18 protein-coding genes are annotated in these 17,800 nt (G+C 62.5%); 10 read left to right on the top strand and 8 right to left on the bottom strand.

The genetic code is table 11. The features are described 5' to 3' along the window. Positions 1–180 precede the first annotated feature (180 nt). The 6 genes from adk (at position 181) to J5M56_RS06310 (ending at position 4,438) form a co-directional block, all read left to right on the top strand. A complete protein-coding gene (gene adk, locus J5M56_RS06335; RefSeq protein ID WP_060478376.1) occupies positions 181–831 on the top strand; it encodes an adenylate kinase in 651 nt (216 codons plus the stop codon). 87 nt (positions 832–918) lie between these two features. Continuing rightward, the gene (gene tsaB / locus J5M56_RS06330; protein WP_207870344.1) at positions 919–1,593 is read left to right on the top strand and encodes a tRNA (adenosine(37)-N6)-threonylcarbamoyltransferase complex dimerization subunit type 1 TsaB; all 675 of its coding nucleotides are present in this window, start codon (positions 919–921) and stop codon (positions 1,591–1,593) included. 130 nt (positions 1,594–1,723) lie between these two features. Beyond that, positions 1,724–2,011: a hypothetical protein gene (locus tag J5M56_RS06325; protein ID WP_207870342.1), complete on the top strand. Its 288-nt coding sequence runs from the start codon at positions 1,724–1,726 to the stop codon at positions 2,009–2,011. Between the two features lie 3 nt (positions 2,012–2,014). Continuing rightward, positions 2,015–2,884, top strand: coding sequence for a DUF72 domain-containing protein (locus J5M56_RS06320; protein ID WP_207870340.1), 870 nt, complete (start codon positions 2,015–2,017; stop codon positions 2,882–2,884). Between the two features lie 30 nt (positions 2,885–2,914). Next, the gene (locus tag J5M56_RS06315) at positions 2,915–3,745 is read left to right on the top strand and encodes an isocitrate lyase/phosphoenolpyruvate mutase family protein (protein ID WP_207870338.1); all 831 of its coding nucleotides are present in this window, start codon (positions 2,915–2,917) and stop codon (positions 3,743–3,745) included. A 3-nt stretch (positions 3,746–3,748) separates the two neighbouring features. Next, positions 3,749–4,438, top strand: coding sequence for an extensin family protein (locus J5M56_RS06310; RefSeq protein WP_207870337.1), 690 nt, complete (start codon positions 3,749–3,751; stop codon positions 4,436–4,438). A gap of 2 nt (positions 4,439–4,440) precedes the next feature. Here J5M56_RS06310 and J5M56_RS06305 read toward each other — a convergent pair whose 3' ends face one another. Beyond that, positions 4,441–5,061 carry an energy transducer TonB gene (locus J5M56_RS06305; protein WP_207870336.1) on the bottom strand — a complete coding sequence of 207 codons (621 nt, stop codon included), beginning with the start codon at positions 5,059–5,061 and terminating at the stop codon, positions 4,441–4,443. Between the two features lie 107 nt (positions 5,062–5,168). On the opposite strand from J5M56_RS06305, the gene J5M56_RS06300 reads away from it, so the two are divergent. Beyond that, positions 5,169–5,951 (top strand): class I SAM-dependent methyltransferase, encoded by a 783-nt coding sequence (locus J5M56_RS06300; RefSeq protein ID WP_186477777.1) that lies wholly within the window; start codon positions 5,169–5,171, stop codon positions 5,949–5,951. An 87-nt stretch (positions 5,952–6,038) separates the two neighbouring features. Here the strand turns inward: J5M56_RS06300 and J5M56_RS06295 are convergent, their stop codons facing one another. Then, on the bottom strand, positions 6,039–6,680 hold the full coding sequence (locus J5M56_RS06295; protein ID WP_186477778.1) for a TetR/AcrR family transcriptional regulator: 642 nt from the start codon (positions 6,678–6,680) through the stop codon (positions 6,039–6,041). 168 nt (positions 6,681–6,848) lie between these two features. On the opposite strand from J5M56_RS06295, the gene J5M56_RS06290 reads away from it, so the two are divergent. Beyond that, positions 6,849–7,949: an efflux RND transporter periplasmic adaptor subunit gene (locus tag J5M56_RS06290; RefSeq protein WP_207870334.1), complete on the top strand. Its 1,101-nt coding sequence runs from the start codon at positions 6,849–6,851 to the stop codon at positions 7,947–7,949. A 6-nt stretch (positions 7,950–7,955) separates the two neighbouring features. Continuing rightward, entirely contained in the window at positions 7,956–11,021 is a 3,066-nt protein-coding gene (locus J5M56_RS06285; RefSeq protein ID WP_207870332.1) for an efflux RND transporter permease subunit, read from the top strand. Between the two features lie 34 nt (positions 11,022–11,055). On the opposite strand, the gene J5M56_RS06280 is transcribed toward J5M56_RS06285, so the two are convergent. The 3 genes from J5M56_RS06280 to plsB all read right to left on the bottom strand — a co-directional run bounded on the left by J5M56_RS06280 (position 11,056) and on the right by plsB (position 14,736). Continuing rightward, positions 11,056–11,742: a DUF4197 domain-containing protein gene (locus J5M56_RS06280; protein WP_060478365.1), complete on the bottom strand. Its 687-nt coding sequence runs from the start codon at positions 11,740–11,742 to the stop codon at positions 11,056–11,058. A gap of 31 nt (positions 11,743–11,773) precedes the next feature. Continuing rightward, the gene (locus tag J5M56_RS06275; protein WP_186477781.1) at positions 11,774–12,172 is read right to left on the bottom strand and encodes a YbaY family lipoprotein; all 399 of its coding nucleotides are present in this window, start codon (positions 12,170–12,172) and stop codon (positions 11,774–11,776) included. Positions 12,173–12,249: 77 nt separating this feature from the next. Beyond that, complete coding sequence (gene plsB / locus J5M56_RS06270; protein ID WP_207870330.1) at positions 12,250–14,736, bottom strand: glycerol-3-phosphate 1-O-acyltransferase PlsB; 2,487 nt, start codon at positions 14,734–14,736, stop codon at positions 12,250–12,252. Positions 14,737–14,966: 230 nt separating this feature from the next. On the opposite strand from plsB, the gene J5M56_RS06265 reads away from it, so the two are divergent. Next, the gene (locus J5M56_RS06265) at positions 14,967–15,176 is read left to right on the top strand and encodes a cold-shock protein (RefSeq protein WP_003252255.1); all 210 of its coding nucleotides are present in this window, start codon (positions 14,967–14,969) and stop codon (positions 15,174–15,176) included. Between the two features lie 88 nt (positions 15,177–15,264). On the opposite strand, the gene J5M56_RS06260 is transcribed toward J5M56_RS06265, so the two are convergent. From J5M56_RS06260 to dapE, 3 genes are read right to left on the bottom strand one after another with little or no spacing between them, the layout of a single operon-like run. Further along, a complete protein-coding gene (locus J5M56_RS06260) occupies positions 15,265–15,642 on the bottom strand; it encodes a hypothetical protein (protein ID WP_060478362.1) in 378 nt (125 codons plus the stop codon). Between the two features lie 17 nt (positions 15,643–15,659). Next, on the bottom strand, positions 15,660–16,472 hold the full coding sequence (locus tag J5M56_RS06255; RefSeq protein WP_186477783.1) for a putative RNA methyltransferase: 813 nt from the start codon (positions 16,470–16,472) through the stop codon (positions 15,660–15,662). Then, on the bottom strand, positions 16,472–17,623 hold the full coding sequence (gene dapE, locus J5M56_RS06250) for a succinyl-diaminopimelate desuccinylase (protein ID WP_207870328.1): 1,152 nt from the start codon (positions 17,621–17,623) through the stop codon (positions 16,472–16,474). Before dapE ends, J5M56_RS06255 begins: the two co-directional genes overlap by 1 nt. Positions 17,624–17,800: the final 177 nt, after the last annotated feature.

The following is a 17,800-nucleotide window of genomic DNA, read 5'->3' as shown; positions in this document are numbered from 1 at the left end:
CCACCCGTCCACAGGCCCCCGAATGACGCGTCGTTGCAACTTTCGGGCGCTTGTCTGGCTGCCGGGCGCTGTGTATCTTGAGCAGCCTTCTGACCGATTTATAGGTCATACCCGATTTTCCGGACTTGGCCCTGGTCGCCGAATCCACTGAAATTCATACAAAAATTTGAGGAGCACGAGATGCGTGTAATTCTGCTGGGAGCTCCCGGGGCCGGTAAAGGTACTCAGGCAAAGTTCATCACCGAAAAGTTCGGTATTCCACAGATCTCCACTGGTGACATGCTGCGTGCCGCCGTCAAGGCTGGTACCCCACTGGGCCTGGAGCTGAAGAAAGTCATGGATGCCGGCCAACTGGTGTCCGATGAGCTGATCATCAGCCTGGTCAAGGAGCGCATCGCCCAGCCGGATTGCGCCAACGGCTGCCTGTTCGACGGCTTCCCACGTACCATTCCGCAGGCCGAAGCCATGGTCGCTGCAGGTGTCGACATCGACGCAGTGGTCGAAATCGCAGTGGACGACGAAGAAATCGTTGGCCGTATGGCTGGCCGCCGTGTGCATCTGGCCTCGGGCCGCACCTACCACATTCAGTACAACCCGCCGAAAGTGGAAGGCAAGGACGACGTCACCGGCGAAGACCTGATCCAGCGCGACGACGACAAAGAAGAAACCGTACGCCATCGCCTGTCTGTCTACCATAGCCAGACCAAGCCGCTGGTGGACTTCTACCAGAAGCTTTCGGCCGCCAACGATGGCAAACCTAAGTACAGCCACATCGAAGGCGTCGGTTCGGTCGAAGCGATCACTGCCAAGGTGCTGGCAGCGCTGAGCTGATCCGCTACCTTGCATCACAACGGCCCGCTTGCGGGCCGTTGTCGTTTATACTGCCGGCCTTTCCCTTAGCACCTGGATACCCGTTCGATGACCACCCTGTTGGCCCTGGATACCGCTACCGAAGCCTGTTCCGTCGCATTGCTGCATGACGGCGAGGTAACCAGCCATTATGAGGTGATCCCACGTATGCACGCGCAGAAGCTGCTGCCGATGATCAAGCAACTGCTGGCCGATTCCGGCGTGGCCCTCAGTGCCCTGGATGCCATTGCCTTCGGCCGAGGTCCGGGCGCATTCACTGGGGTGCGCATCGCGATCGGCGTGGTCCAGGGCCTGGCGTTCGCACTGGAGCGCCCGGTGGTGCCGGTGTCGAACCTGGCCGCTTTGGCCCAGGGCGCTTTGCGCGAGCACGGTGTGCAGCAGGTAGCCGCTGCCATTGATGCGCGGATGGATGAAGTCTATTGGGGCTGTTACCAGGCCCATGCCGGCGAAATGTGTCTGCAAGGCAGCGAGGCCGTCTTGCCACCCGAACGCGTGGCCTTGCCTGCCGGCAGTGGCGGCGACTGGTTCGGCGCAGGTACTGGCTGGTGCTATGCCGAGCGCCTGGCGGTCAGCGCCAGTTCCAGTGACCCAGCTGCGCTGCCCAATGCGCTGGACATCCTGAGCCTGGCCCGCTTTGCCTGGGCACGGGGCGAGGCAGTGGCTGCCGCGCAGGCGCACCCTGTCTACCTGCGCGACAATGTGGCCACCCCAAAGGCGCGCTGACGGCTATTCGTCGGTTATCGCTGCTGACGATAAACCTTCAGCGCAAACTGTGGTCCAGTTATCAATCGAGCATTAGCGACGGGGCTCGGTTGATGCTAAATTGCCACCACTGGTCCTGAGTGCTCATCTCATGCGTATCGACGGTTTCTCCTCACAGTCCTACCCGGTCAAGCGCACGCCGCGTAAGGCCGTGGTGCGCGATGAGAGCGTCGAAGATGCCGATCTGGTCGAAGACAACGAAGTGCCCATGGAAGCTACTACTCGCCGCCGCTCGGCTGGCGTGCCGGCTCGCCAGCAGGACATGGTGTTCCCACGAGCTCGGGATCGCCGCACGGCCACCGCATTGGCCAGCTACTTGAGCACTGCCGGTTTTACCGACTGGGACATGGAAGTGATAGGGCTCGACCTGTACATTTGACGGATGAATCCGCCCCCTCTGCCTTATTTCCTGGGTTGTCCGTCCTGGAGCGAAAGCGCCTGGCGCGACTACCTGTACCCAGCCGACGCCAGCACCAACGAAATGTTGGGCTACTACAGCCAGGTATTCAACGCAGTCGAAGGCAATACCACCTTCTACGCCCGTCCAGCGCAGCGCACCATTGCGCGCTGGGCGCAGGTCATGCCTGCGCACTTTCGTATCACCGCCAAGTTCCCCCGAGACATCAGCCATGAGGGTGACCTGCGTGATCAGCTTGAATCGGCCTTTGATTTCACCCGTTTGCTGGCGCCGCTGGGGCAGCGAGTAGCGCCGTACTGGTTGCAGCTGTCGGCCAGGTTCGGCCCCGCACGGCTAGGCGAGCTCGGCCAGTTTCTGGACCAGATCGGCGTACCTGTGGCGGTGGAGGTGCGCAACCACGCCTTCTTTGCCAAGGGCGAGGAAGAGCGGTCGCTCAACCGTCTGCTGCACGAACGGGGTGTCGAGCGCATTTGCCTGGATTCTCGCGCGCTGTTCAGTTGTGTATCGCGCGACCCTGCCGTCCTGCACGCGCAGTCGAAAAAGCCCAAGGTCCCTGCGCGCCCCGCCGCCTTCACCCAGCACCCGCAGGTGCGCTTTATCGGGCATCCGCAATTGGCCGCCAATGAGGGGTTTCTCACCCCGTGGATCGACAAGGTTGCCGGCTGGATCGAGCAAGGGCGTAGCCCCTATGTGTTTCTTCATACCTCCGATAATCGCCTGGCTGCCGCGCTTGCTCAGCGCTTTCACCAGCGCTTGATGGCTCGCTTGCCGGGGCTTGCGCCTTTGCCTGAATTGCCGCGCGCACCTGAGGTCGAACAACTGGGGCTACTCTGACCCTTACCTGCCGCCCCGGAGATTGCGACCATGGATGTACAGACTTTGCGAGCCGAAGCGTTCAAGGCATTGCACGAGCGCGACGGCGCATTCGTCATTGCCAACCCCTGGGATGCCGGTTCCGCCAAGTTGCTGGCCAGTCTTGGCTTCGAAGCTTTGGCCACCACGAGTGCAGGCCTGGCGTTCAGCCTCGGGCGAGCGGATGCCGAAGGTGCGTTGTGCCTGGATGAAACCTTGGACAACGCTGGCCTGATCGTCGATGCAACACCGTTGCCGGTGGCTGCCGACCTGGAAAATGGCTTCGGCGACCAACCCGATGACTGCGCCCACGCCATTGTGCGTGCTGCCCAGACAGGGTTGGTCGGCGGCTCGATCGAAGATGCCAGCGGCCGCGGCGAAGCGCCTATCTACGATTTTGAACTGGCCGTAGCGCGGGTTCGGGCCGCCGCGCAGGCCGCGCGCAGTCTGCCATTTCCGTTCACCTTGTGTGCCCGTGCTGAAAACCTGCTGCACGGGCGCATGGACTTGGACGACACCATCAAGCGCTTGCAAGCCTTCGCCGAGGCGGGTGCTGACGTGCTTTATGCACCCGGGTTACGCAGTGTCGATGAAGTGCGTGCTGTGGTTCAGGCGGTAGCGCCCAAGCCTGTCAATGTACTGATGGGGTTGGCCGGTGTGCCGCTTTGCGTCAACCAGTTGCAGGACCTAGGCGTGCGCCGCATCAGCGTGGGCTCTTCGCTGGCCCGTGCAGCGCTGGGCGCCTTCCACCGTGCGGCATTGGAAATACGCGACCAGGGCACCTTCAATTACGCTGAGCAGACGCTGCCGTTCGCACAGCTCAACGCTCTGTTCCACCGCTGAGCCATGCGCGTATTCATGCTGCTGTGTAGCCTGCTGGTGTTAACGGCGGGCCTTGCCTGGCAGCTTGGCTGGCGCCTTCCCGATGCCTGGAACCCGTGGGCACCACTGGATGTGCGCCAACCACCCAACTGGTTGACCCACTACAAGCTGTCGCGCTTGCGCGGCGACCCAGCCCTGTGCCGCCAGACCCTGGAGAGCTCCGGCCTTCGCTACCGAGCGCAGGCCGACAGCCCGGCATCGGCCAACTGCCCGCTTGAGAACGTGTGGCGCATCGAGCAAGGGCAAGCCCGGCTGAGCAGTAGTTTTCTCGCCAGTTGCCCGCTGGCTGTGGCCTATGCCTTGTTCGAGCGCCATGGCCTGCAGGTGGTGGCGCAGCAGGTTTTCGGCCAGCCTGTGGTTCAGGTGGATCATTTGGGCAGCTTTGCCTGCCGCAATATCTATAACCGCAAGCAAGGGCGCCTGAGCGAGCACGCTACGGCCAACGCCCTGGATATCAGCGGCTTTCGTCTACAAGGCGGCCAGCGCATCGTGTTGGCTCAGGATTGGCAGGCGGGAGGGCAGAAAGGCGACTTTCTGAGGCGAGTGCATCGGGCGGCGTGCGACAGTTTCAGTACGGTCTTGGGGCCGGACTACAACGCTGCTCACCACAACCACTTTCATCTGGACATGGGGCGCTGGCAGGTCTGCCGCTGACCTCAGGCGTGTATGCGAACGTTGTTCAACACCACCGGGCGCGCCCAGTGCATATCGAACTCCAGTTCATTCTGCTGCTTGGCCAGGGTAGCCTCGTCAAACGGCTCTGGCGCGGGGTCGAGCAGGTCCTTTTCCAATTCAGCGATCGGCAGGTGTAGCGGGCGCGGTGAGGGGGCCGGGCCTGGTTCTGCCGGCGGGTGGCCTTGGCTCATGACGATAGGGCGCAGCCAGTTGTTGCTGATGTCGAGTTGGCGTTGTTGCTGAATCATCTCGGCCACAGTGAATGGCTCTGGCGCCGGTTCCAGCAAGTTGGCCTCAAGCTCGGCCTTGGGCAGAAACAGCGGCTCGGGCGGTGCAACGACGGTTTCCTGTACGGGGCAGGCACGTTGGGTTTGGATCAGGGCCAACGCCTTGGCTGCGCCGATCGGTTCCCCAGTCTGCTTGTCGCACTGCTCCATGGCCTGGATGACGCTGTCCGGCTCCAGCGCTTGCTGGTCGGCCATGGCGCGGGCAAAGAAATCCTGCCACAGGTGGCTAACGCCGCCCAGTGCCTGGGTATTCTGCCGACCGTAGTTGCCGACAGGCGACAAGTAGGTCAAACCGATGGGAAGTGTATCTGTCATGGCAGTCGCGCGCGTTGTGCTCTGGCAGAATAGCGGGATATTGCCTGTATCGGCCGGGACCGGTGATACATGAAGGGCTTGTTTGGGTTTTTTGAGTGCAGGTTGAAATGCAAGAGCAGGAGCAGGGCACAGGACTTAGGGTTGAGGCGTTGGCGCCGCAGTACGCTGCCCAGGCGGCCAGTTGGGCCGCGCGCCTGGGTTTGCCGCTGGAGGACGAGCGTGCCGAATTCGCCGTACAGGTGGGCGCTGAGGGCTTGCAGATCCAGCAATTGGGGCCGCAGGCGCCAGGGCCGGTGCGGGTCGATTTCGTCGAGGGGCAAGCGGCGCACCGGCGGCTGTTCGGCGGTGGCAACGGGCAGATGATCGCCAAGGCCGTTGGTATTGCCCAAGGTGTGCGGCCGCAGGTGCTGGACGCTACCGCAGGCCTTGGCAAGGACGCATTCGTGCTGGCCAGCCTGGGCTGCCAGATGACCCTGATCGAGCGCCAGCCATTGATCGCAGCGCTGCTTGAAGACGGCCTGGCGCGGGCCCGGGGCGATGAACAGGTCGGCGCCATCGTGGCCCGCATGCGTCTGTTGACCGGCAATGCCATCGAGCAGATGCGCGCCTGGGAAGGGGAGGCGCCGCAGGTGATCTACCTTGACCCGATGTTCCCGCACCGTGACAAGAGCGCCTTGGTGAAAAAGGAGATGCGAGTCTTCCGACCGCTGGTGGGTGATGACCTGGATGCCCCGGCCCTGCTCGAGGCAGCCTTGGCGCTGGCCAGCCACCGAGTAGTGGTCAAGCGCCCGCGCAAAGCACCGATCATCGAAGGGCCCAAGCCGAGCCATAGCCTGGAAGGCAAGTCGAGTCGGTATGACATCTATCCGAAAAAAGCGTTGAAGGCGTGACCGCCTGAACCGGCCTATGCGCGGCTGAAGTCGCAGCTACACGAGCCCTGTAGCAACGTCAGCCGCCAAAGGCCGGTTCAGCATGACTCAGGCTTCGAAAGCCCGGATGAACAACCCGACCACCTCACGTACATGGGCCTCGGCCTCGTCGCCCTCCAGCGGCCCCGCACATCCCAGCAGCAAACGATAATCCGGCGCGCCTTTGATAAGGCAGAAAAAGTGCTCGGCGGCCTGTAACGGGTTAGCGATGCGCAGCAAGCCGCGTTCGTCGATCTCGCGCAGCAGCGCCTCCATACCTGCTAGCACCCGTTTGGGCCCCGCCTCGTAGAAAAACTGACCGAAGGCTGGGTCCTGGCTGCCCAGCGCGATGATCAGGCGGCTGAGCTTGACTGCTTCGTCGCTGCAGATCAGCGCTTGGAAATTGCGCCCGATATTGAGCAGCACCTCCTGCACAGGGGCGCCGGCGGGGTATTCGAATATCAGGTCGGGCAACTGGTTCTGGCAGGTCGCCATGACCGCCGAGCCAAACAGCGTCTGCTTGTCGGTGAAGTGGCTGTAGACCGTGAGTTTTGAAACACCTGCCGCCGCAGCGACCGCATCCATGCTGGTGTTGGCATAGCCAAGGCTGAGGAACAGGGCCTTGGCAGCTTCGAGGATGGCCTCGCGCTTGGCCAGGTCCTTGGGCCTGCCCGGGCCGTTGGGTGCGTCGTTGGACATTGGGATCCGCATCTGGTTGAAGGGGCGACCATCTTACCGGCTCAGACGTCTTGCGGCTGTAGCTCGTGACCGTCGTTAATGTCGATTTTCTTTCCGACGTCGGCTTCCCGGCCTCGGTTCCCTGATTTAATATACTCGCCAGTATAAATATTCCAATACGTACCCGCGAAAGGATTTCCCATGTTGCGCCAAGTCCTGTCACTTGCTCTGCCCGCAGCTGCTGCGCTGATGCTCGCGGCGTGCGGCCAGGAAGCCGCCGCGCCTGCTGCACCACGCCCGGCGCTGGTGGTCCAGCCGCACGCTGCCGCCGCCGTTGCCGACAGTTATCCTGGCGAAGTGCGCGCGCGGCTGGAGCCGGCGTTGGCTTTTCGCATTGGCGGCAAAGTCAGCAAGCGCTTGGTGGAGGAGGGGCAGCGGGTCAAGGCCGATCAGCCTTTGGCTGAGCTCGACCCACAGGATGTGCGCCTGCAACTTGAGGCCAGCCGTGCTCAACTGGCAGCCGCTCAGGCCAACCTGTCGCTGGTACGAACCGAGCGTGACCGCTACCTGAAGCTGCGGGATCGGCAGATGGTCAGCCATTCCCAGTATGACAACGCGGAAAACCTTTATCGCGCCGGCCTTGCCCGCCTCAAGCAGGCCAAGGCCGAATACGACGTGGCCGGCAACCAGGCTCAATACGCGGTGTTGCGTGCACCGCAGGCGGGCGTGATCGCCCAGCGTCAGGTTGAAGTGGGGCAGGTGGTCGCTGCCGGGCAAACGGTATTCACCCTTGCCGCTGACGGTGAGCGCGAAGTGGCCATTGCGCTGCCGGAACAACAGTTTGCAGGTTTTGCCGTAGGCCAGCCCGTCAGCGTGGAACTGTGGTCGCGCCCTGGTGAGCGGTTCCCAGGGCGTATTCGCGAGCTTTCGCCCTCAGCCGACCCGCGTTCGCGGACCTTCGCTGCACGCATCGCTTTCTCGTCCGCCAAGGTGCCTGCCGAGCTCGGGCAGAGCGCGAGGGTGTTCGTTGCCCATGAAGGCGTGACAGCGCTCGCAGTGCCGCTCTCGGCCGTCACCGCGCAAAACGGCCAGGCCTACGTATGGCGGGTCAACCAGGACAGCCGCCTGGAGCGCGCGGTGGTGCGCCTGGGTACTTATGGCAGCGAAAGCGTGCCGGTGCTCGAAGGCCTCGGCCCCAATGACTGGGTGGTCGCCGCAGGGGGCCATGTACTGCGCGAGGGCCAGGAAATACGCCCCGTGGACCGAACCAATCGCCTAGTGAACCTGACGGCCAAGGAGTAAGTCCCGATGGGTTTCAATCTATCTGCCTGGGCGCTGCGTAATCGCCAGATCGTCCTTTTCTTGATGATTCTGCTGGCTGCCGTCGGCGCCGTCTCCTACACAAAACTTGGGCAAAGCGAAGATCCGCCATTCACTTTCAAAGCCATGGTCATTCGTACCCTCTGGCCGGGTGCTACGGCAGAGGAAGTATCGCGCCAGGTTACCGAGCGTATCGAAAAGAAGTTGATGGAGACGGGCGAGTACGAAAGGATCGTCTCGTTCTCGCGGCCCGGTGAGTCCCAAGTCACCTTCATGGCCCGCGACTCGCTGCACTCCAAGGATATCCCCGAGTTGTGGTACCAGATTCGCAAGAAGGTTTCGGATATCCGCCATACCTTGCCACCGGAGGTCCAGGGGCCATTCTTCAATGACGAGTTCGGTACCACCTTCGGCAATATCTACGCCCTGACGGGCGCGGGTTTCGACTACGCGGTGCTCAAGGACTACGCCGAGCGGGTGCAGATCCAGCTGCAGCGGGTCAAGGATGTAGGCAAGGTCGAGCTGGTCGGCTTGCAGGACGAGAAGGTCTGGATCGAGCTGTCCAACCTCAAGCTGGCGACCCTGGGTGTGCCCTTGGAGGCGGTCCAGCAGGCGTTGCGCGAGCAGAACGCGGTGAGCACTGCAGGGTTTTTTGAAACCCCCAGTGAACGCCTGCAGCTGCGTGTAAGCGGGCGCTTCGACAGTGTTGACCAGATACGTCAGTTCCCTGTGCGGGTGGGTGATCGCACCTTTCGTATAGGCGATGTGGCTGACGTGCACCGCGGCTTCAACGACCCGCCAGCCCCACGCATGCGCTTCATGGGCGAGGACGCCATTGGTCTGGCGGTGTCGATGAAAGATGGCGGCGATATTCTGGTGCTGGGCCAAGCGCTGGAGGGCGAGTTCGAGCGCCTGGCGCGCAACCTGCCAGCAGGCATGGAACTGCGCAAAGTGTCGGACCAGCCCGCCGCGGTCAAGGCCGGGGTCGGCGAATTCGTACAGGTGCTGGTCGAGGCGCTGGTGATCGTGCTGTTGGTGAGCTTCTTCTCTCTCGGCCTGCGTACCGGCCTGGTGGTGGCCCTGGCGATTCCCCTGGTGTTAGCCATGACCTTCGCCGCCATGCACTATTTTGGCATCGGCTTGCACAAGATCTCGCTCGGTGCGCTGGTGTTGGCGCTGGGCCTGCTGGTGGACGATGCGATCATTGCTGTGGAAATGATGGCGATCAAGATGGAGCAGGGCTTCGATCGCCTCAAGGCAGCCAGCTATGCCTGGACAAGCACTGCTTTCCCTATGCTCACCGGTACCTTGATCACCGCAGCGGGCTTTTTGCCGATCGCCACGGCGGCTTCCAGCACCGGCGAATACACCCGGTCGATCTTCCAGGTAGTGACCATCGCACTGCTAACCTCATGGGTAGCTGCGGTGCTCTTCGTACCTTACCTGGGCGAACGGCTACTGCCAGACTTGGCCAAGCTGCACGCTGCGCGCCATGACAAGCACGGGCATGCTCCCGACCCCTATGCCACGCCGTTCTATCAACGGGTTCGGCGGGTGGTGGAGTGGTGCGTGCGGCGGCGCAAGACGGTGATCGTGCTGACCATTGCCGCCTTCGTCGGCAGCATCTTGCTGTTCCGCTTCGTGCCTCAGCAGTTCTTCCCGGCCTCAGGGCGACCTGAACTGTTAGTGGATTTGAAGCTTGCCGAAGGTGCCTCGCTGGCCAATACCGCCGAGCGGGTCAAGCAACTCGAAGCGTTGCTCAAGCAACAGGACGGCATCGAAAACTACGTGGCTTATGTAGGTTCAGGCTCGCCACGCTTCTATCTGCCGCTGGACCAGCAACTGCCGGCCGCCAGCTTCGCCCAGTTCGTCGTGCTGGCCAGCTCGCTCGAAGAACGTGAGCGCTTGCGCAGTTGGTTGATCGGCACTGTCGAGCAGCAGTTCCCTGACTTGCGCGCCCGTGTCACACGTCTTGAAAACGGCCCACCGGTGGGCTACCCGGTGCAGTTCCGGGTGACCGGGGAGCATATCGAGCAGGCCCGTGCCTTGGCCCGCGAAGTGGCGGAAAAGGTCCGCGAGAACCCGCATCTGGTCAACGTACACCTGGACTGGGAAGAACCGAGCAAGGCAGTGTTCCTGAAGATCGACCAGGACCGCGCTCGCGCCCTGGGCGTGAGCACGGCCCAGGTGTCCAGCTTCTTGCAGAGCTCGCTGACCGGCACCACCGTCAGTCAGTACCGTGAGGACAATGAGCTGGTCGAAATCCTCTTGCGCGGTACTGCCCGCGAGCGCGGCGACCTGGGTAACCTCGCCAGCCTGGCCTTGCCAACCAACAATGGCCAGAGCGTGGCGCTGTCTCAGGTCGCGACGTTGGAGTACGGCTTCGAGGAAGGCATCATATGGCACCGCAACCGCTTGCCGGCGGTAACCGTGCGCGCCGATATCTATGACAACCAGCAGCCTGCCACCCTGGTCAAGCAGATACTGCCGACCCTGCAGTCAATCAGGGCCAAGCTGCCCGATGGCTACCTGCTGGAAGTCGGAGGTACGGTCGAGGACGCCGAACGCGGGCAGAAATCGGTGAACGCCGGCATGCCCCTGTTCATCGTGGTGGTGCTGAGCCTGCTTATGGTCCAGTTGCGCAGCTTTTCGCGCACGGTGATGGTGTTCCTTACCGCACCGCTGGGGCTGATTGGCGTCACTGTGTTCCTGCTGGTGTTCCGCCAACCGTTCGGCTTCGTCGCCATGCTCGGCACCATTGCCCTGGCGGGGATGATCATGCGCAACTCGGTGATTCTGGTCGACCAGATCGAGCAGGATATCGCCTCGGGGCTGGACCGTTGGCAGGCGATCATCGAGGCCACGGTGCGGCGCTTCCGGCCGATCGTGCTGACGGCGCTGGCGGCAGTGCTGGCGATGATCCCGTTGTCACGCAGTGTGTTCTACGGGCCGATGGCGGTGGCGATAATGGGTGGGTTGATCGTCGCCACGGCGTTGACCCTGTTATTCCTGCCGGCATTGTATGCGGCGTGGTTCAGGGTCAAGAAGGGCTGAAGTGCACGGGGGGGCACACAGCCCCCCTGGGTTGTCACAGGGCGCCAAACACTTTCTTGGCAAGGCTTGTAGCGGCCTGGGCTGGGTTCTGGCGGATACTCTGTTCCTGTTTGGCAATCATCTCGAACAGTCCGTCCAGGGCCTTTTCGGTCACGTAGTTCTCGATGTTGGCGTCATTTTTGATCAGCCCCAGGCCTTTGGCCTGGCCGGCGAAGGCATTGTACTGCTGAGCCACGCCGACCTTGTCGGTGGCCTGCTTGACGATCGGCAGGAACTTGGCACGAATCTGTTCGCGGCTGCTCTTGTTCAGGTACTGGGTGGCTGAGTCCTCGCCGCCGCTGAGGATGCCCTTGGCGTCGGTCACGCTCATTTTCTTCACCGCATCCACCAAAATGGCCTGGGCCTGCGGCACGGCGGCCTCGGCAGCCTTGTTCATGCCGGCTTCAAGGGCTTCGACCTGGTCGCCTTTACCGAACATCTTCATGGCTTTGGCGGCCTTGCCAAGGTTGCCCGGCAGTTCGATGCGTACATCGGGGTTGTTGCTGAAGCCGCCTGGCGTGCTCAGTTGCTTGACGGCAATCTGCGCACCTTGGGTGAGCGCGTCTTTCAAGCCGCCGGTGGCATCGGACTGGCTGAGGTCGCCGAGCGACAGCGCCAGGGCGCTGGCCGACAACAACAAGCCGGCGCATAGGGTAGTCAAGCGCAAGGAGGCGCGAATCATGGGTATTTCCTTATCGATTAAAGGAGAATGCTCAACGCACCGGGTCGACTTTGACACGAACCGGCTGCTGGTCACTGCCGTCGAGCGCGACGCTGTGTTGTTGGGTGTTGATGAACAGCAGTTGACCGTCCAGCTCGATCCGCGCGCTGAGCGCATAGCGGTGGCCAGGTTTGACTTGGGCGGCATCGTAAGTGAGGTGGAAGGGCAGCGGTACGTTGCCTTTGACCGGGCCGGCCTGGCGGGCCAGGGTCACGGCAGGGGCATCCATCAGCGAGACATCCTGCAGTGTAACGCTCAAGGTGGCAGCCGGTGGCAGGGCGATGCGCTGTAGGTAGAAGACTTCACCGTCCAGGCTGGCCTGGTTGGAAGGTGTTGGGCTGGAACAGGCTGCGAGCAGGGATGCACAGCACAGCATAAAGAGCTTTTTCATGGAATCTCCGGTGTCCTTGGCGCTGGCTTGTGGCCAACGCCAAGGACTTTAACGGATTTTCCGCGCAGGCGGGGGCTTCAGATGGCAGCCCTGGTCAATGCATCATCGCCGTGCAGTGCAACCTGTCGAATCGACAGGCGCAGTTCTGCCGACAACACGCGCTTGGCCACCCCTTCGGCCAGCTCGCCCAGTTTGTCGTGGTACCCCAGCTTGCCACTGCTGTCAGGGCGCAGCACGCGCTGGTCGATCAAGGTCTGGATGAAGTGCCGGAACAGGGTCTTGTCGAAGAACTCCGGGGCGTTGAGGCCATGCAGAATCGACAGGCGCTGGGCCATCATCACGCACAGGTCTTCCAGTGCCTCGGCGCTCAGGGTGTTCTGGCCACTGTTGAGCAACAGCGAGGTTGCCATGTAGAAACGCTGCAAGGTCTGGGTGATGCTGCGCGCTAGCAACGTCAGCAGTACGAATTGGCGAGAACTCGGGGCCGGGCGCATGAACAGGTCATTGTCCTGGCGCAGCAGGCCCTGATCCACCAGTGCTGCCAGCCACTGGTCGATCACCTCGTCCAGTTGCTCAGGCGGCCAGCGCAGGAACAGCTCGGCTTGCAGGTACGGGTACAGCGCACGCACATATTGCCCAAGCAGCGCGCGGCTCATGCGCGAGCTACTGAGGAAGAAGCTCGCCAGCAGTGCGGGCAGGGCGAAGATGTGCAGGACGTTGTTGCGGTAGTAGGTCATCAGTACCGCGTTGGCTTCATCCAGATAGAGGATGCGCCCCATGGCGTCCTTCTGTTCGGCCAGCAGGTCCATGCCACGCACGTGCTCGATCAATGCCTGGCCGTCACCTTCAGGTAGTGTGGTGTGCTCGGAATAGGGCACCTGGCGCAGCAGCGCCAGGTACAGGTCCAGTACCCGCACCAGGGCACGTTCGTCCAGCGCCAGGCGGCTGGTGGACAGCAAAGCCAGAGCGACCAGGTTGACCGGGTTGACTGCCGCCGCCCCGTTGAGGTGGCGAGCCACGGTTTCGCCCAGGCGGGTAGTGGTTTCGTTCAACCAGGCCGGGCGGAACTGCGGGCCCAGGTCTTGTTCCCGCCAGCCGGGTTGCTGCTGGTCGAGGAAGGCAGCCAGGCGGATCGGCTCGCCGAAGTTGACCGACACCTGGCCAAAACGCTGCTTCAGCGCACCGATGACCTTGAAGATGTCGAAGATCGACTCTTTCTTCTTGCTCGCCCCACGCAGTTCGCCCAAGTAGGTGCGGCCTTCCAGTACTCGCTCGTAGCCGATGTAGACCGGCACGAACACGATAGGCGTGCGCGATGAGCGCAGAAAGCTGCGCAGGGTGATCGCCAGCATCCCGGTGCGTGGCTGCAGCATGCGCCCTGTGCGCGAGCGCCCGCCTTCGACGAAGTACTCGACCGGGAAGCCCTTGGTGAACAGGGTGTGCAGGTACTCGTTGAACACCGCGGTGTACAGCGGGTTGCCCTTGAACGTACGACGCATGAAGAAAGCACCGCCACGGCGCAGCAGGCCGCCGATCACTGGCATGTTGAGGTTGATGCCGGCGGCGATGTGCGGGGGTGTCAGGCCATTGCGGAACAACAGGTAAGACAGCAGCAGGTAGTCGATGTGGCTGCGGTGGCAGGGCACGTAGATCACTTCATGGCCGGGGGCGATGCCCTGCACCTGGTCAATGTGATTGACCTTGATGCCGTCGTAGATCTTGTGCCAGAACCAGCTGAGCACAACTTCAAGAAAGCGGATGGCGGTGTAGGTGTAGTCCGAGGCGATTTCGTTGCCGTAGCGCAGCGCCAGAGCCTCGGCCTTGGCCAGTGGCAGGTTCTCGCGCTGAGCCTCTTCGGCAATTGCCTGGCGCACCAGGGGCGCATGCACCAGGCCCTTGACCAGGTTGCGCCGGTGCGAGATATCGGGGCCGATGACGGCACTCTTGAGGTTGCGAAAATGCACCCGCATCAGGCGCTGGGCCATGCGCACGGTGCGCTCGTGGCCCTTGTTGTGCTGCACCAGTTCGCGCAGGTGGATCGGTGCCGAGAACTGGACGCGGGTCTTGCGGCCAAGAATCAGTACCGTCAGCAGCCGGCGCAGGCGCCCGGTCACTGCCCAGCTGTCGGCGAACAGCAATTTCCACGGGCTGTTTTCACTGGCAGGGGTCTGGCCCCAGAACACGCTCACCGGGATGATCTGCGCATCTTCCTCGGCATGCTGGCTGATGGCTGCCACCAGGCGCTCCAGGGTCGGCGGGGCACCACGCTTGTCTTGGCGGCCAAGCCAGTCTGGGTCTGGCGTTAGGTAGAAGAAGGCGGCAGGCTCATGCAGCGGGCCGACGGCGACAGGCAGCACCGGGCGCGGCAGCCCTGCTTTGGTGCATTCCCGGTCGACCACCACCAGATCAGTGAGCGACGGTGACGGCAGCGCGTAGAACACCGGGCGGCTGCGGTCCAGTTGCAGGGTGAGGGAGGACTGGTTGATGGTCTCGGAGCGCACCCACAGGTACATCAGGCGACGCAGAGCGCCGAAAATCAGACGGCGCAAAGGGGAACGGGTCATGGGTGAGTGCCCTGGGCATGAAATTCTGAGAATAGACAGCCAGTTAGTCTGCCGTATCGGCGTAAGTTCAGCAAAATTCGGTAAATAGCACGACAGTCATGAAATTTTTTTGTGCCGTGTCATATACTCGGCCTGCTGCTTGCAAGAGATTTCGGCAAGCGGCGTCGACATAGGGAGGACACCCTGTGTCTACAAGGCGATCTTCACAATAAAAATCCGGAGTAGTTCAGATGTCGTCTCGTGAGACTGGGAATGTTAAGTGGTTCAACGATGCCAAAGGTTATGGCTTCATTCAGCGTGAAGGTGGTGCGGATGTTTTCGTCCACTATCGGGCGATCCGCGGTGAGGGGCATCGTACCCTGGTCGAAGGGCAGCGGGTGGAATACGCCTGCGTGCAGGGCCAGAAAGGCCTGCAAGCCGAAGACGTAGTCGGGCTCTGAGCCTCTGTTCAAGCCTTGATCGGTAAGCTTCAAGCTGCAGGTGACCGTGTACTTGCAGCCTGATGCATACGCTTCTGACGCCCGTTGCTCAGGAGGTGCGCCAGGTGATTTCTTCTTCACCGTCGGCGCTGATGCGGATCCAGCGATCGGCGTCTTCTTCCCCGTCTTCCTCGACCCAGCCACCCGGCGCACAACGCACTTCGACATTCAGTGCCGCGAATGCCGCGCGTGCGCAGGCCACATCATCGGCCCAGGGTGTCTGATCGCTTTCCAGGTACAGGCTGTTCCATTTCCCCACAGCTTTGGGTAACCAGGTGACTGGAATGTTACCGGCCTGGCATTTGAAGGTCTGGCCTTTTTGCTTCCATTGGCTGCATGGGCCGATGGCTTCGCTGAGCCACTGAGCGATCTGCTGGTGGTCGACGTCGGCGTCCTTCAGGTAGATCTCGATATCAGGTTGGCGCATAGGGGCTCCGGGTGTGCTCAGTGCTGGCGCACGAAATAGTCATAACGCATGGAAACCGTGACCGCGAAAGGCTCGGGCTGGTCGATCACTCGCGCGCGCTTTTCGGCGCTGGCGCGCCAGCCGTGTGGGGTCATCGCCAGCAGGTCGGCACGTGCCTTGGGCAGGGCCAGGCTCAGGCGAAATTCGAGGATTTCGCTATGGGCGTGGGCCATGCCCTCGGGCACCAGTGCCAGGTGCTTGTCGTCGGCATAGTGGCGCACTTCATCGTAGAGTACTTCACGCAACTCCATCAGGTGGCCGCTGGTCGGGCCGACCCGCATCAGGCCGCCCCCTGGGCTGAGCAGGCGCTTGGCCTCGCCCCAGTCCAGGGGGCTGAACACGCTGGCGATGAACTGGCAGCTTTCATCGGCCAATGGCACACGTGCCATGCTGGCGACCATCCAGGTGACGTTCGGAGCACGGCGACAAGCGCGTTTGACTGCCTCGCGGGAGATATCCAGGGCATATCCAGCGCTAGCAGGCAACGCATCGGCGATTTGGGCGGTGTAATAGCCCTCCCCACAACCGATATCCAGCCAGGCGCCCGGTTGGCGCTCGGCGGCAAGCTGCGCCAGGCGCCGGGCCACTGGGGCGTAGTGGCCGGCATCGAGGAAATCGCGGCGGGCCTGCACCATGGCCTGGTTGTCGCCAGGGTCACGGCTGTTTTTGTGCTGCACCGGCAGCAGGTTCAGGTAACCCTGGCGCGCCCGATCGAAACGGTGGCCGGCAGGGCAGACTACCCCATTGTCGAGCTGCGAGAGGGGCGCCTGGCAGAGTGGGCAGGCGAGCATCAGGCGAGCAACCGGACCAGGGTCTGGTAGTAGATTTCGGTCAGCAGGTCGAGATCGCTGGCCAGGATCCGCTCATCCACCTGGTGGATGGTGGCGTTGACCGGGCCGATTTCGACCACCTGGGTGCCCATGGTGGCAATGAAGCGACCATCGGAGGTGCCGCCGCTGGTCGAGGGTTGGGTGTCGCGGCCGGTGACGCCCTTGATGCTGGCCGACACCGCATCGAGCAGTTCGCCAGGTTCGGTGAGGAACGGCAGGCCCGACAGTGCCCAATCGATCGACCAATCAAGCTGGTGTTTGTCGAGAATCGCCGACACCCGCGATTGCAGGCCTTCGACGGTCGACTCGGTGGAGAAGCGGAAGTTGAACAGCGCGGTCAATTCGCCCGGGACCACGTTAGTGGCGCCGGTGCCTGCGTTGAGGTTGGAGATCTGGAAACTGGTCGGCGGGAAAAACGCGTTGCCTTCGTCCCAGTGTTCTGTGGCCAGTTCCGCCAGGGCCGGTGCAGCCAAATGGATTGGGTTGCGGGCCAGGTGCGGGTAGGCCACGTGGCCTTGTTTGCCACGTACGGTCAGCTTGGCGCCCAGCGAGCCACGGCGGCCGTTCTTGACCACGTCACCGAGCACGGTGGTGCTCGATGGTTCGCCAACGATGCACCAGTCCAGGCGCTCGTTGCGCGCTTTCAAGCGTTCGACCACCGCTTTGGTGCCATGGTGGGCTGGGCCTTCCTCGTCGCTGGTGATCAGGAAGGCGACCTTGCCACGGTGGTCAGGGTAGTCCTGCACGAAACGCTCGCTGGCGATCACCATCGACGCCAGGCTGCCTTTCATATCGGCCGCACCCCGGCCACAGAGCATGCCGTCAGCGTCGATCAGCGCTTCGAACGGCTCATGCTGCCATTGTTGTACCGGGCCGGTGGGCACCACATCGGTGTGGCCGGCAAAGCACAGTACCGGGCCATCCTGGCTGCCGTGGGTAGCCCAGAAGTTGTCGACGTCTTCGATGCGCATCGGCTCGAGCTGGAAGCCCACGGCGCCCAGGCGGCTCATCATCTGGGCCTGGCAATCGGCATCGACGGGTGTGACCGAGGGGCGACGGATCAGGTCGCAGGCCAGTTGAAGGGTAGGCGAGAGCTCGGCAGGGGCCGTCATGGGGAACTCCGGGGCAGGCAAGGCGGGAATATCTGAGGGGCGTTATCTTATATCAAACAGACGATCCGGTGGGGCCGCGTTGCGGCCCATTCGCGGCACAAGCGTGCTTCTAACAAGGCCACGCGACTGGCTGCAGACGTGGCCTTGTGCTGCGAAGGGCTGCCAAGCAGCCCTGGT

It is taken from the genome of Pseudomonas sp. 51_B (genome assembly GCF_017491595.1).
In the GTDB taxonomy this organism is placed as follows: Bacteria; Pseudomonadota; Gammaproteobacteria; order Pseudomonadales; family Pseudomonadaceae; genus Aquipseudomonas; species Aquipseudomonas promysalinigenes.
Note: the sequence above shows the minus strand (reverse complement) of the source record. Positions and strands in the feature narration are given on the sequence as shown.

What these genes read in the sequence shown, in the direction of transcription:
- J5M56_RS06290 (WP_207870334.1), top strand. Translation starts at nt 6,849, where the DNA reads ATGTTGCGCCAAGTCCTGTCACTTGCTCTGCCCGCAGCTGCTGCGCTG.
- J5M56_RS06280 (WP_060478365.1), bottom strand. Translation starts at nt 11,742, where the DNA reads ATGATTCGCGCCTCCTTGCGCTTGACTACCCTATGCGCCGGCTTGTTG.
- J5M56_RS06260 (WP_060478362.1), bottom strand. Translation starts at nt 15,642, where the DNA reads ATGCGCCAACCTGATATCGAGATCTACCTGAAGGACGCCGACGTCGAC.
- J5M56_RS06275 (WP_186477781.1), bottom strand. Translation starts at nt 12,172, where the DNA reads ATGAAAAAGCTCTTTATGCTGTGCTGTGCATCCCTGCTCGCAGCCTGT.
- J5M56_RS06285 (WP_207870332.1), top strand. Translation starts at nt 7,956, where the DNA reads ATGGGTTTCAATCTATCTGCCTGGGCGCTGCGTAATCGCCAGATCGTC.
- J5M56_RS06315 (WP_207870338.1), top strand. Translation starts at nt 2,915, where the DNA reads ATGGATGTACAGACTTTGCGAGCCGAAGCGTTCAAGGCATTGCACGAG.
- J5M56_RS06255 (WP_186477783.1), bottom strand. Translation starts at nt 16,472, where the DNA reads ATGCTCGCCTGCCCACTCTGCCAGGCGCCCCTCTCGCAGCTCGACAAT.
- J5M56_RS06310 (WP_207870337.1), top strand. Translation starts at nt 3,749, where the DNA reads ATGCGCGTATTCATGCTGCTGTGTAGCCTGCTGGTGTTAACGGCGGGC.
- plsB (WP_207870330.1), bottom strand. Translation starts at nt 14,736, where the DNA reads ATGACCCGTTCCCCTTTGCGCCGTCTGATTTTCGGCGCTCTGCGTCGC.
- adk (WP_060478376.1), top strand. Translation starts at nt 181, where the DNA reads ATGCGTGTAATTCTGCTGGGAGCTCCCGGGGCCGGTAAAGGTACTCAG.
- J5M56_RS06320 (WP_207870340.1), top strand. Translation starts at nt 2,015, where the DNA reads ATGAATCCGCCCCCTCTGCCTTATTTCCTGGGTTGTCCGTCCTGGAGC.
- dapE (WP_207870328.1), bottom strand. Translation starts at nt 17,623, where the DNA reads ATGACGGCCCCTGCCGAGCTCTCGCCTACCCTTCAACTGGCCTGCGAC.
- J5M56_RS06300 (WP_186477777.1), top strand. Translation starts at nt 5,169, where the DNA reads ATGCAAGAGCAGGAGCAGGGCACAGGACTTAGGGTTGAGGCGTTGGCG.
- J5M56_RS06325 (WP_207870342.1), top strand. Translation starts at nt 1,724, where the DNA reads ATGCGTATCGACGGTTTCTCCTCACAGTCCTACCCGGTCAAGCGCACG.
- J5M56_RS06305 (WP_207870336.1), bottom strand. Translation starts at nt 5,061, where the DNA reads ATGACAGATACACTTCCCATCGGTTTGACCTACTTGTCGCCTGTCGGC.
- tsaB (WP_207870344.1), top strand. Translation starts at nt 919, where the DNA reads ATGACCACCCTGTTGGCCCTGGATACCGCTACCGAAGCCTGTTCCGTC.
- J5M56_RS06295 (WP_186477778.1), bottom strand. Translation starts at nt 6,680, where the DNA reads ATGCGGATCCCAATGTCCAACGACGCACCCAACGGCCCGGGCAGGCCC.
- J5M56_RS06265 (WP_003252255.1), top strand. Translation starts at nt 14,967, where the DNA reads ATGTCGTCTCGTGAGACTGGGAATGTTAAGTGGTTCAACGATGCCAAA.